Genomic DNA, 12,183 nt, shown 5'->3' on the forward strand with positions numbered 1-12,183 from the left:
GTTGAGCGCGAAATCGGGTTGGCTGAGCTGCCAAGCGCGCTGGAGGACATCCTTGCGGCTCGCTCGCAGGGCAGAACGCTCGTGCGGCTGGCTGATTAAGCGCAAGTATATCCGTAAGCTATCCGTCGATATCGTTTTGCGTGGAGAGTGTTCATCCCCTGACACTGAACTCAATTTTTAGAAGCCTGTAAATCTGCATTTTTGAGATTTACAGGCTTCTTTTTTTGTACAGTAGAATTTTACAAAAAATAAATTACTTCACGGAGCCTTCTGCATATTGCGGGCAATCGCATAAGCGACCATTGAATTGGTCAGCAAAGTCAGTATGACCGTCGATGTCGTGACCATCACACTGTTCTGAAAAGCGCTGAAAAAATTAGTCATTTCCACAGCACGACTAAAATTTTCCCATGCAGCTCGGTCGAAAAGGCAAAGGCAGAATGCGCCATCTGCTCGGGATTTTTAAGCGCAATGGTTACCGTCATATAAAGGGGGAACAGAATAAATATCGTCCCCAGTGTCACAAGAAGCATTACAGGCCAGTTGGTACGTCGGCTCGTTTTCATTAGTTATCCATCTCCCTTCTCTGGAGGAATCGCAGCTGCAAGATGGAAATCATCGCGATCACAATAAAGTAAATGACAGGGTTAGCCGACTGATAAGCAAATTCTCCGCCTCTAAAACCTCCGGTGTAAATCAGGTGAGAAATGGACTGGGTTGCCCGGCCTGGTCCTCCATTTGTTAAGGCCACGATCTGATCGAACACCATGAGGGAATTTTTCATCGCCAGTATAGCACCGTCTCTGCCTCGGGCGGGTTTACCTGTGTCACTTCAATACCGGGATGCTCCTGATTGAATTGAGCGATCAGCTTATCGAAGGAGCCCTTGGCCTCCGGCTTGTTTTGGAAAAACTCAATTTGTACCTTGCCTGAAGCATCGCCCTTATTGTACGCGCTTACAAGAATGGCAAGCAGAAGGATTGATGCCAATACGGACAGTCTTTGACCCCATTTCCACATGCTCATACCTCCTTTTCCCCTATGCCAATCTATGCGGGACTAGACAATTAATACCCGTCCCTTATCGAAAAGAAACGACACACCGTATTTCAGCACAATAGGTGTCATATGTAGCCATTTTCAACATAGGATTAACTGGACTATAGAGGAGGAGGCGGTTGGTTCGTGAGGAATTGGAGGTTTTATAGAAAAAAAACATTCATCTTTGCTATCATGTTTCTGCTTTATTCCAGCGTAGGGTTATGGAATGGGGGTACATCGTTTGCTTCCACAGGATTTTATGTAAGCGGAACCCATTTGAAGGATGCTAACGGGAATACCTTTGTGATGCGCGGGGTAAACAACCCTCATATCTGGTTTGATGTGCAAGCCTATCAGGCACTGGATGCGATCGCTGCGACGAAGTCCAACACCGTTCGCATTGTGTGGCAAACCAATGGATCGGCGCAAAGACTGGGAGAAATCATTGAACGCGCAAAACAGCTCAAGCTCATTTGCGTGGTTGAACTGCACGATGTTACCGGCATCAACGATGCCAATCGTCTGAACGACATGGCTCGATATTTTGCTAAGCCTGCCGTTAAAAAAATACTGGCCGATAACCAGAAGTATGTCCTCGTGAATATAGCCAATGAATGGGGCGATCACAACCTCTCGGATGCCGCATGGCGGGACGCCTACAAAACTGCGATTACCACTCTGCGCAACGCAGGCTTGCCGAATACGATTGTGATCGACGGCTCCGGCTGGGGACAATACGCTTCCCCGATCAAGGCCCACGGGGTAGAGCTGCTACAGCATGATCCCAACCATAACCTTCTATTTTCCGTCCATATGTATGCCAACTATAACGACTCCAGCAAAATCGGCTCTGAGCTGCAAGCCATCAAAGACAAGGGGCTGGCAGTAATCGTAGGTGAATTTGGCTACAACTACAACAATGGCAACAACAATTTGGGCACCACCATGAATCCTTATGTGGTCATGAAACAGTCCCAAGCCAAAGGCATCGGCTATCTGGCCTGGTCATGGACCGGCAACAACAGCGAAAACGCGTGGCTTAATCTCGTGAACAGCAGCGATTGGAAAACGCCGACGGCATGGGGTAACACCGTGCTCAACGATGCCAACGGCATCAAGAATACTTCAAAGACGGCTTCCGTCTACTGAGGTCGAGTTCCGGTCGAGTTCTGGGAGGAAATCCGTGATAAAAAAAGATCCTGCCGACCCTCAAACGGTCGATTGGATCTTTTTTACTTTTATGATATTCAGACTACGTGAAAACCGTAGTATATCTCAGCGGATCAGAAGAGCAACATCCCAATCTGGACTTTTGTCTCCAATTAAGGAAGCCAGCACCAGAGCCACCCCAGCACTTCCATTCAGGAAACCTGCCTCATTCACTTCTTCAAGTCTATCCTCCAACAAAGTATGGTCGTAAAAGCCAAACAACGAATTAGAATCAGACATATTCAGTACATCTTGCAGTAACTTATCCCGCATGATGCCTAACCTCTCGTGTCCTGTATCTGAGTACATACGTTGAACAAGGTGTAATAACCCACCGATACCATGACACAATGTGGCAGAAGACAATCCTCCTTTTCGATATAGTCGTTTCTCTATATCTAAATAGGCGGAGAGTCCCAATTCAATCCATTCTTCATTGTGAGCAGCTTGTCCTGCCAACCAGATAGAACGTGCAATACCCGGTACACCGTAGCACCAGGAATCACGATAACGCTCTGTACAATCATTCAATAATTGATCACCCACCCAATCTTCAAAAGAAATCCGGCCGGGCCAAATTATGCCTTCCTTTCCATCATAACGCCAATGGTTTATAAATTCAGCCAAGCTATGAATATCATTTTTCAATAGGATGGCGTTGGCTCCGTAAAGAGCAGACAGACTCAGGAAAGCTAGTGGGCCTGCAACGCCGTGTGAAAGTCCTAAATTAAAATTGCCTTGAGGATATTGTAGTTTTTCACCCTCCTGAAACTGATATTCCGGAGAAATATGCCAAGCAGGTACTGTGTAAGCACTCGTATTTTTCTCGCCGCACATAATCTGGAACAACTCAATGGTCTGCTCCCATATCGAGTGCATACCGGGACGGTTCAGAAACAGCATAGTGATACGTCCAATTCCCGCAAGGCCTGATATTGTGTCATATTGACTCATTTGCAGCCGTCCGTTTTGCCACTCTTTTCGATAGAGAGTCAGTTTATGCGAAACAATCTCTTCATACCAAGAGGCAAGGGAATCCAGCATACCTTGGTAACGTGTTCCATTTCTAGACAAGGCATAAACCCCCAGTAAAATTCCTGCTAATCCACTATATAGGGAAACATTATGGATGCCCTGCCGCTCCACAAACATTTGAATCTGTTCTAGATATTGATGTCCTATAATATCCCAACCATCATTGGGGTATAGCCGATCCAACTCACCCATGAATAAACATATACCTGTGAATCCACTAGCTAAAGTTTCATCTGACCAACGCTCTATCTTCTTTCCATCGACCTCTATTGGAGGAACCTTTTGCATCCATGAACGCACCTGATTCGGATCCTTGTAGCGCTCGGCAATCTCCTGCAAAACTGCGGATATTTTATCCTTCATGGTTCCCTCAATTGGTATCCAATTACTGCATTTGTATGAGGTAACTGTCATCCCGGAACTCCCCCTCCAGCCTCGACCAAATTCTCTTCGCTGAACGTATTGGCCTGAATGTTATACATTTCTGCATATAATCCACCCAGTAGCATCAACTCTTTATGGGTCCCCTGCTCTACAATCTCACCGTTATCCATAACGACTATTTTTTGCGCCAGACGTGCTGATGAAATTCGATGAGTAATAAAAATACCAATACTATCCTTCATTAATTCAAGAAACAGGGCTAGCAGATCCCTTTCTGCCACTGGATCTAGAAAGGAACTCGGCTCATCCAAAATATACATATCGGCCTTCCGCAAGAAGGCCCGTGCTATTGCCACTCGTTGCCACTGTCCCCCCGATAACTGGTAACCATCCTCAAACCACTTTCCGAGCTGAGTATCCAATCCCTGCGGAAGCTTGGTTATAATCTGGTCTATAGCTGCGCATTGTGCTGCATAAATGAGCTCCTCATCCTGCTCCATACGCTCTATCGATCCAAAACCGATGTTATGACGTGCTGACATTTCATAGTGCATGAAATCTTGGAACACAACGCCAATTTTATCCTGAACCCGCTGCAAATCGTAATCGCGAACAGAACGTCCATTAATTTTGATACTTCCTTCATAATCGTTGTAGAGCTGCATCAACACCTTTATGAGCGTTGATTTTCCTGAGCCGTTTTTTCCTACTATAGCTATTGTCTGGCCTCTACTCATAGTTAAATTAATATTTCGGATTGAGGGGACGGTCTGACCCGAGTAAGTAAATGAAACGTCTTCTAATGATATTTGCTCCATACAAAATTCCTTGCTGTCGTCCATGCTAATTAACGTCGCCTGTTCTTTTTGACGGCGGACTGGGTCTGATGTGGGTAGCTGCAGAAATAAAAACAGCTGTTCCATATACAAATTATTTTGTGAAAATTGGACCATCCCCTGAATTAAAGCCTGCATCTGATTTTGCGTCAGCATAATTGCTTGAATATAGCCATATAGGCTACCTATTAATATTTTTTTCTCAAAAGTTTCTCTAATGGCTAACCACACCACTCCCAACAACACAGCAAGTTCCAGCAGACTGTACATAAAGGTAATAGTGACCCGCTTGCTTAATATTCGCCGATCTTCCACAAAAAACCGTTGCAACAATTCCTTATATCTTTTAAGCAAGTAAGTACTCATATTAAAGATTTTGACTTCCTTGACCGCACGGTCGTTAGTTAACAGAAAGGTCATGTACCATGACTGCCGATATAATGGGGTCCGATTCATAAAGATTTCAAACTGTTCTTTATTTAGTTTAAGGATAGAATATACAGACACTAATGAGATCAAAAACAGAACAACGACTACCCACCATTTCCACAAAAAAAGTAATGTTGCAGAAGAAAGCATAGTTACCAAACTAGATAAAATACCTGTCATTTGGGTATACAACTGGTACGGTCGGTAAGAGGCTTCTTGGGATGCACGCTTTAATTGGTCATTAATTTCTGAATTCTCATAGTCAGCTAATCCTAATGAACTTGATTTTTCCCCGATCATTATATTTAATGATTTGGACAGCACCGCTTCGAGCGTGCCTTCCACATAAGTTTGACTCATCGTAACTGCACTCTTCAGTACGTAAATGACTATAAATAAGCCAAACTGTAACAAAATCAATCGAATGTCCCCACTGCCGGAAGAAACAATACTATTAAGCAAATTTTGCATAACCATCAGTGTCAAAACAGGCATCAGACCTTGGATAATATGCAAAAAAACGCTGGAAACCATATAAAACTTATTCATACTAAATACCAACGCAAATAGCTTTAAACCCTGATGTATGGCACCTATTATAGATGAAATCCTAGGATTTATATTACTTTTCATACGAGTCATTGGTGACTCCCCCGATATTTAACCAAGCTATCTAAAGCATGCCTGCTCATAATCATCACCTTACGTTCTCGTTCCCTGTCTAAACCCAACAACCGATTTAAATGCATATGGATTACACTATACACAATATCTTCTTTAGTATTAGTGATCTCGCCCTTCCCCTCCTGCTCATTGAGCAGTTGAATATATTGCGCCACTGCCTCTTTTCTCAGCTTGAAGATACTCTCTATAGAGTCCCGAGTGGACTGGAAAGAAGTTGGAATTCCCAGGTGTGATGTCATCCATTGTAAAAAGAACTTCCTTTCCTTGCGAAAATCTTTCAGATACTCCTTAACGTCAAAGTGACGATTTAATAACGAATAGGCATCCTCTGAGCAGTATCCAAACTGATATAGAAGGTTAATAACACTTAATATTGCTATAATCTCCTGCGACAACGAAGTTTGGGTAAATCTGATAACCTGTATGAGTCCTGCTACCACTTCACTATCAGAAGAAAATACTCTCTCTGCCCATGCCATAAGCTTCATTCCGCCGTAACGTTCAAATTCAGGCTCGTACGTATCGATGACAACTCTAGATACCAGCCCCTCATCTACTAGCATTTCTGTCCATTCATGGAAAATGGAAAGAAACATCTGCACCTTACAATCCTTCGATAATTCAAACCTGATACGAAGATGCTTATCAGGATCAGCATACCGGATAAAATATCCCTGAAGGACCTCTCCACTCTGCCGATATTTCCGCACAAATTCATTCCAGTATTTCCCTACAAACTCATCCTGTCGAGTGTTCATCCCATATAGTTTTCCATAAAACCAAGAACCTCCAGGCAGATGGAAACGGGTTACTTTTATAGAGCCTTCACTTAATTTCTTATGCTCTACATTTAGGCTGGCAGCGATTTCTTCCCCGAAATGGTGAGCATCAACAGCCTGATTTCGTACAAGCGGAAACACAAATTCGGCCGCTAAATGGCCATCGCTACGGGAAACTGGCGTCTCTTTGACTTTACCTATGTGCTCAATTAATGTGACTGTGCCTTTAGACTGAATATCTCTGCAAATTTGTTCAATGTGCAGCGGATGATCCATATCTAGCAATATACGATTATCCGATTCAATCATATATACATAACGCGGTACATTCCATTTCATTTGGAATTGGCGAATAGACTCTTCAATAATCTCAATTTCCTTGGGCTGACTAGCTATCTCATCATTTGCTATTCTCCATGTCGCTGGATGGAGAATCATATGCTCATATCTTAGACGTGGCGTGAATGGAGACTTTGCCGCGAGCCCCCAATCCATAGGCGACCATTGTTGGTAACCACTCTGGCTAACCTCGAGGAGAAAACGGTATATATTGGGGGTGACTTCCGGGTTGAGCATATGTCCCGCTTTGACAATAACCTCGCGATTGCGACTCAAAGACTTCAAATAGAACCGATCATCTCTCATCCCCACAACGAGGTCTGAAACATGAATTTGTCGATCCTCCGGCAATACATGATTGGTTCCTATCGCTATTTCATATGGCCGGCTATGTCTCGTTAATACCACATTAGCCATTCTCCCCGCACTAGGCAGATAGGATATTTCGGCCAATAACTTTTCAGGCTGCAACTGCTGCTCTTCCGATTGGATTATAGAAAACATATCTGCGAAGGGCTCACCTAGTAGATCCATAAATCTACCAAACATTTTCCCCGCTCCATCAGATCCCTGATTAGGGCCTAAAATAATCGTATACTCCCCACGATCAACAGCTCTTTGATTCGCAGCTGCAAACTGTACAATCAATTCCATAGACGGTGATGCGATCCATCCCTCTTGACCCTCTTCCTTTGCGATTTCGTCGATCATAGCATCTGTAAGTACAACTTCATTTTTCCCTTCACGTATGCACTCTACAAACCATCGAAACAGAAGCCTTTCGTAGTGCGCTCTCGACTTGGTTGGTAATATATTCCGTATTTGTCCACGACGACTCGGAGGATGATTGTAGCCTATCGGGGCACCTAGTCCCATGTCTTCATCTAATAGCTCCAATATTGGAACTTCTCGATATGGACCATACTTTTCAAGAAATTCTGTACCAAAATCGTCCAAAGCCTTATTCCTATAACAGGAAATCCTCGTTAGTAATTCAGCCATATGCTCTACATCCTTGCGAATAGACTGAGGCAGTGTAATTCTACGATCTTCAAGAGAAAGATCAATTTGGAGACTTGATTTCACATCGAACATGCTGTCCATACTTTGTCTTAATTGCTCCAGCAAGTCCTCGCCCTGGCCTATAGGGAGCTGGTTATATTCATGAATATCAGCTGCAATTTGAATCAGCTTCTCTTTTATGTCATCTATCCCCGTTACTGGTTTCAGAACAGACATAATATGATTTAGCGGATCAGTGGTAGTAGTGGGAGGAATAATCTCAGAAATCAAAAACTCTTGCTCAAATAGTTCCCATACATAACGCTCAATTGTTTCTATATCAGCACCTTTAAATTTCTGCTGGAGATGATGAACCAAATCAAAATAGGGTATAGGACTTGAACTTACATCCATCACAAAATCAAATACCTGGGTTGCACGTACAGATACGCTCTGATCCTCACCTTTAGTCATACTGCCGTGCCTTGTCGTATAGGGGATTTTAGCCCTGCTTCCCTGACGAAAGATCAATGTATTGCGCTGGATTTTAAGCTGTCGTACGACCTCGTGACGGCTTTCAATTAACTCCACCATCTTTAACAACCATTCCATGTCAGGTCTGGCACGCTTTCGAAATGTTTCAGGACTTTGCAAACAGAGTTGCGATTGTTCCCCGAACTGTCCGTAGGTTACTCCTGAAAATAATCCAAATGGTGTAGGACGTGTGAGCATTCTTATAACATAACGAACAAATGCTTTAATAACCTGCCCTTGCTTGCGTGGGTTATCCGGGTTATACATATGTATCAAAGATTCAAGCAAAGTGGGACTTGAGGCTGCCAAAGCTTCACGTATAACCGGATTACGGGACAATTCAGATAGGTAATTTATCGCAGCAGCCGTAGCCTCCTCATTGTCCCCAGTCTCGGTTGAGAAGCATTTTAAGAACTCTTCCATAGGCAATACAGGGGTACGCAACATAAAGAAGTCTAGCGTCTTATATAGACTTTTCATAGTTTCCACATGAGGCCTCCGTTCTGAACAGAACTTCTAAATAATTTTCTTTTGCCATCGAGTAAAACTAATAATAACGCATATTACAATCATCCCACCTACACTCACCCAAAATTTAAGTGAGTTGTCAACATTTAGAGCAAGCAATATTTCTCGAAATGGGTCCATTAACATAATGAGCGGTCTAAACAACTGGAAGAGAAATGCAGATGAGAATATAATAACTATATAGGAAAATAATGGTCGTGATATAAACAAACATATGACACTACTTAACACGAGCTTCGCCAGACAAACTATAGTTAACACGAGGTAAAATGCAAGTACGTAAGGTATGGCATCTGATGAAGTAGAGGTTACGGATGAACCATATTTTAAAAAGGTAGAGCTATGCGGGAATAACCACCATCCCGCAATCACACCTATAAGTAAACTTGTCCCTAAAAAAATGATGGTTGTGACCGATAAGGCTAGCAACTTGGCAAGCCAAAACTGAAAACGGCGGTACGGCCGTATAACATATAACCTGTACGCCCCGGAATGAAGATCACCACCCAACTGATCGACATATAAAATAGGAAGCATCGCTGTAGTTAGAAATAGAGCAACTTCACTCATCATCAGCCACGGCAGATTTAAATTATTTACAACCATCGTTCCTTCACCAAAACGGAAGACCTTTGTGCCCGTTATTTTATGACTCCATATAGTTGCAACAATTATTAATATATAGGCTACGTACAACAAATAAGTAGACTTTCGATTCCAAATCCGTTCCATTTCGCTTTTCCAGATTCCTAGCATAAAGCCCCCCCCTAGTACAAATAATCATCGGCTACAAAGCGTCGGTATGCGCCCCAAATAAAAAAGAAAAGATATAAACAAACGACAGTGGCAATTGCCCCATTCACAGACCAATTCCCTATTAAGGACTTATCCAGGCCAGTATGCTGCATATATGGGATGATCATAAATGTAGCCACATCGTATAAATATGGTATATGAGAAACAAAGGATGCCAATTTTAAGTACAACGGATCAAACAATAAAGAGCCCAAATTGTATACCATACAAATACCAATTGCATATGTCACACTCTTACTGTACATAGCGACAAAGCAATAGAAAGAACTTATAGCTAATAGTGAGGCAAGCGCCCAGCCGTAGTATTCAAGCACTTGCAGTCGTTGGAATCCGGATAGGCCCGTGTCACTTAAATGATATGAATACTTCCATATTTCAGCGATCACCTGCGATGAAATTGCAAATGCAAGGAGAAGAAACAAGATAGAACTGTTCAAAACTAGCAGCTTACTCCAAAAAATCTGACCGCGAGTAAACCGACGCATAAATAATAGACGCAGCCGCCCACTTCGAAATTCCTCAGTAAACATAGCAGCTGCTAATGCAGCCACAGGAATGTTGCAAAATAAATACAAATTCTCTTTCAGACTTGCGACAATAAAAATTTGGTGTAGCACCTCTATTGGAACATCCCGAGTACGCAAATAATATAACCCTGTCGAATAAGCTAGCACAGGTGTGCACAAAACCATAAGCCAGAACCACTTTCGCTTCCACAATCGTTCGAACTCGCTGTATATCAATAACTTCATAGTCCCATTAATCCCATAAAAGCATCCTCCAACCGTTGGCCTTCCTTTACCAGTTGCTCCGCAGGTCCCTGCCAAACTAGCCTACCTTCTTTTATTACAATGAGTTCGTCACACATTTGTTGCAATTCATCCAGCAAATGGCTGGAGATAAAAAAGGCATAATTCGCCGAATCACGCAAATGAAGCACAATATCTCTCAGTTCCCTCATCCCCATGGGGTCAAGGCCATTGGACGGTTCATCTAACAATAGAAGTTCAGGAGCACCTAACATGGACTGCGCAATGCCTAGTCTTTGCTTCATTCCAAGAGAATAGGTTTTCACCTTGTCGTTCCCTCGTTTTTCTAATCTCACCTTTGTAAGCAACTCTTCAATATGTATCTCCCGATCGGAGGGCGCGATTTCAGAGTGAAGTCGTGACAAATTGCGTAAAACCTGCCTGCCTGTCATATAATCAAAAAAGACCGGAGATTCAATAATAGCCCCCACCTTGGACAGCGCCTTTTCCCGATCTGTGTGTACATCATATGAAGCTATCTTTACAGAACCGCTGGTTGGTTGCATCAATCCGGTCATGATCCGCATCATTGTGGTTTTACCCGCTCCATTAGGCCCAATGAATCCATATATCCTTCCTTTTTGAAGCTTAAAAGAAATACCATCCAACAAATCTCTCTTTCCCATTCTCTTCGTTACCTTACTAACCTCTAGTAAAGAGTCCGACATACCTTCCCCTCCATGCATTAGCAATATACAATTAGCTTGACACGACCATTTTTACTTTGGAATACACTTTTCCAAACAAGAAGAGGAACTATTAAGACGTCCCTCTTCTTGTGTTTCATTAAATTCACCTATCATAAAAGAATCATAAGTACTTAAAAGGCATTTTAATTACTAACAAAATGCCCCGATATTCGTGTAACAATTCTTCCCGCAGGTAGCAACACACTTAGTATTGTCCGTTTTATCATCACCACATCCGCCGGAGCATCTAGCAACACTAGTAAATTGAGGCTCAATAGAACCTTGAGATTTGTTTACTTGAACATCAAGATCGAATAAGTTTTCAGCCATTGCATTCCCCCCCTTCATTTAGATATACCATCAGCCTTCAGCGAGATTCATACCCACCGAAATGTTTTCCCTCTCCAATAAAAAAGAAGGATTTATATGAACAACACCTCGATCAGATCGTCACCTATTCGAAATATTGCCATATATGACTACATGGGGAATCTTATGTATGATCTTAGTTGACATTATAAACTTCGTCTAACAGTGGTTAGTATCGCTCTTACAAATGTAATAATATCACATGTTGCAAAATGTAAATATATTGCTTTATATGTAAATCCACATAATAAAAAATAATTATAATGCATTAATCTCGATATATGGTAATTTTATTCCCACCTTTAAAAATACGAGATAATATCTCTTCAGTATACGTTTACGTTCTACCTCACGTTCATCCCTTTACTCAAAATTATATAATGCCTGTCTGGTCACTGGTCTGTTGCCTACTTCAGTATAGCAACTCCCTAAAATGTAATCTCCCGATCTATGTGTACATCATATGAAGCCATCTTTTCAGAACCACGGGGTAGCAACATCAATCTGGTCATGATCCGCATCATGGTTGTTTGGCCACTCTATTAGGCCCGACGGATTTCCATATATCTTTCCTTCTTGAAGCTAAAAAGAAATGATCCAATAATTTCATACCCCCCATTCTCTTCCCTGTTGTGATTGTTAAACCTATATCACTATAAATATTTGACGGATTGTCAAGCCAAGTGCGACAGTTCCTGTG

At 42.4% G+C, this 12,183-nt stretch carries 9 protein-coding genes and 3 pseudogenes; 1 reads left to right on the forward strand and 11 read right to left on the reverse strand.

Features of this window, described 5'->3' with window-relative positions; all coding sequences use genetic code 11:
• Nucleotides 1-267 precede the first annotated feature (267 nt).
• The 3 pseudogenes from L693_RS32055 to L693_RS0105605 form a co-directional block, all read right to left on the reverse strand.
• Nucleotides 268-566: pseudogene (locus tag L693_RS32055) on the reverse strand (carbohydrate ABC transporter permease); the annotation flags it as partial.
• Nucleotides 566-793 (reverse strand): annotated as a pseudogene (locus L693_RS0105600) (sugar ABC transporter permease); the annotation flags it as partial. The pseudogenes L693_RS0105600 and L693_RS32055, both read right to left, overlap by 1 nt.
• Nucleotides 784-1,020, reverse strand: a pseudogene (locus tag L693_RS0105605) (carbohydrate ABC transporter substrate-binding protein); the annotation flags it as partial. The pseudogenes L693_RS0105605 and L693_RS0105600, both read right to left, overlap by 10 nt.
• Nucleotides 1,021-1,185: 165 nt before the next feature.
• Here L693_RS0105605 and L693_RS0105610 point away from each other — a divergent pair.
• Nucleotides 1,186-2,190: a cellulase family glycosylhydrolase gene (locus tag L693_RS0105610; RefSeq protein WP_025716425.1), complete on the forward strand. Its 1,005-nt coding sequence runs from the start codon at nucleotides 1,186-1,188 to the stop codon at nucleotides 2,188-2,190.
• 126 nt (nucleotides 2,191-2,316) lie between these two features.
• On the opposite strand, the gene L693_RS0105615 is transcribed toward L693_RS0105610, so the two are convergent.
• The 8 genes from L693_RS0105615 to L693_RS31105 form a co-directional block, all read right to left on the reverse strand.
• Nucleotides 2,317-3,699, reverse strand: a complete 1,383-nt coding sequence (locus L693_RS0105615) for a lanthionine synthetase C family protein (RefSeq protein WP_025716426.1) — start codon at nucleotides 3,697-3,699, stop codon at nucleotides 2,317-2,319.
• On the reverse strand, nucleotides 3,696-5,576 hold the full coding sequence (locus L693_RS0105620) for an ABC transporter ATP-binding protein (protein ID WP_049825069.1): 1,881 nt from the start codon (nucleotides 5,574-5,576) through the stop codon (nucleotides 3,696-3,698). Before L693_RS0105620 ends, L693_RS0105615 begins: the two co-directional genes overlap by 4 nt.
• Nucleotides 5,573-8,752, reverse strand: coding sequence for a lantibiotic dehydratase (locus L693_RS0105625; protein ID WP_231503539.1), 3,180 nt, complete (start codon nucleotides 8,750-8,752; stop codon nucleotides 5,573-5,575). The genes L693_RS0105620 and L693_RS0105625 overlap by 4 nt, the downstream gene beginning before the upstream one ends.
• A 36-nt stretch (nucleotides 8,753-8,788) precedes the next feature.
• Complete coding sequence (locus tag L693_RS0105630; protein WP_025716429.1) at nucleotides 8,789-9,556, reverse strand: ABC transporter permease; 768 nt, start codon at nucleotides 9,554-9,556, stop codon at nucleotides 8,789-8,791.
• Between the two features lie 11 nt (nucleotides 9,557-9,567).
• Nucleotides 9,568-10,368 carry an ABC transporter permease gene (locus L693_RS0105635; RefSeq protein ID WP_025716430.1) on the reverse strand — a complete coding sequence of 267 codons (801 nt, stop codon included), beginning with the start codon at nucleotides 10,366-10,368 and terminating at the stop codon, nucleotides 9,568-9,570.
• Nucleotides 10,365-11,093, reverse strand: coding sequence for an ABC transporter ATP-binding protein (locus L693_RS0105640; RefSeq protein WP_025716431.1), 729 nt, complete (start codon nucleotides 11,091-11,093; stop codon nucleotides 10,365-10,367). Before L693_RS0105640 ends, L693_RS0105635 begins: the two co-directional genes overlap by 4 nt.
• 171 nt (nucleotides 11,094-11,264) lie before the next feature.
• Complete coding sequence (locus tag L693_RS0105645) at nucleotides 11,265-11,444, reverse strand: FDLD family class I lanthipeptide (protein WP_025716432.1); 180 nt, start codon at nucleotides 11,442-11,444, stop codon at nucleotides 11,265-11,267.
• A 559-nt stretch (nucleotides 11,445-12,003) separates the two neighbouring features.
• On the reverse strand, nucleotides 12,004-12,183 hold a 180-nt coding region (locus L693_RS31105), incomplete at its 5' end, for a hypothetical protein (RefSeq protein ID WP_231503538.1).

It is taken from the genome of Paenibacillus sp. 1-18, assembly GCF_000520755.1.
GTDB classification, from domain to species: Bacteria; Bacillota; Bacilli; order Paenibacillales; family Paenibacillaceae; genus Paenibacillus; species Paenibacillus brasilensis.

What these genes read in the sequence shown, in the direction of transcription:
- L693_RS0105615 (WP_025716426.1), bottom strand. Translation starts at nt 3,699, where the DNA reads ATGACAGTTACCTCATACAAATGCAGTAATTGGATACCAATTGAGGGA.
- L693_RS0105620 (WP_049825069.1), bottom strand. Translation starts at nt 5,576, where the DNA reads ATGACTCGTATGAAAAGTAATATAAATCCTAGGATTTCATCTATAATA.
- L693_RS0105625 (WP_231503539.1), bottom strand. Translation starts at nt 8,752, where the DNA reads ATGAAAAGTCTATATAAGACGCTAGACTTCTTTATGTTGCGTACCCCT.
- L693_RS0105630 (WP_025716429.1), bottom strand. Translation starts at nt 9,556, where the DNA reads ATGCTAGGAATCTGGAAAAGCGAAATGGAACGGATTTGGAATCGAAAG.
- L693_RS0105635 (WP_025716430.1), bottom strand. Translation starts at nt 10,368, where the DNA reads ATGAAGTTATTGATATACAGCGAGTTCGAACGATTGTGGAAGCGAAAG.
- L693_RS0105640 (WP_025716431.1), bottom strand. Translation starts at nt 11,093, where the DNA reads ATGTCGGACTCTTTACTAGAGGTTAGTAAGGTAACGAAGAGAATGGGA.
- L693_RS0105645 (WP_025716432.1), bottom strand. Translation starts at nt 11,444, where the DNA reads ATGGCTGAAAACTTATTCGATCTTGATGTTCAAGTAAACAAATCTCAA.